General features: G+C 62.5%; 1 protein-coding gene. It reads right to left on the minus strand.

The window, feature by feature from the left end:
* Positions 1 to 10: 10 nt before the first annotated feature.
* On the minus strand, positions 11 to 280 hold a 270-nt coding region (locus NQU54_RS48970), incomplete at its 5' end, for a helix-turn-helix domain-containing protein (RefSeq protein WP_257636714.1).

The raw sequence follows: 280 nt of genomic DNA on the forward strand, positions 1-280 counted from the left end.
GTGCAGATCATTAACATGCTTTCTTGATCTTGCTGTGGTTCAGGAACGCGGCGATGTCGGATGGTGTGTGAAAGCGAGCGGTGGAGGCGCTGATGGGATGGTCGTGTGTTTCCAGGAGGGGGCGGACTTCCTGGCCCGCGCGGCTGATGGTTGGGGTGGTGACGCCGAAGAGCTGGGCGAGGAGGTCCATGGGGGCGATCTTGCGCAGGTGGAGCACGGTGACCAGGACTCGCTCGGCTGGGGTGAGTTTGGCTTTGGCACCTGTGCCGGGGGCAACCAA

The sequence above is a fragment of the Streptomyces malaysiensis subsp. samsunensis genome, from assembly GCF_024519315.1.
GTDB lineage: Bacteria > Actinomycetota > Actinomycetes > Streptomycetales > Streptomycetaceae > Streptomyces > Streptomyces malaysiensis.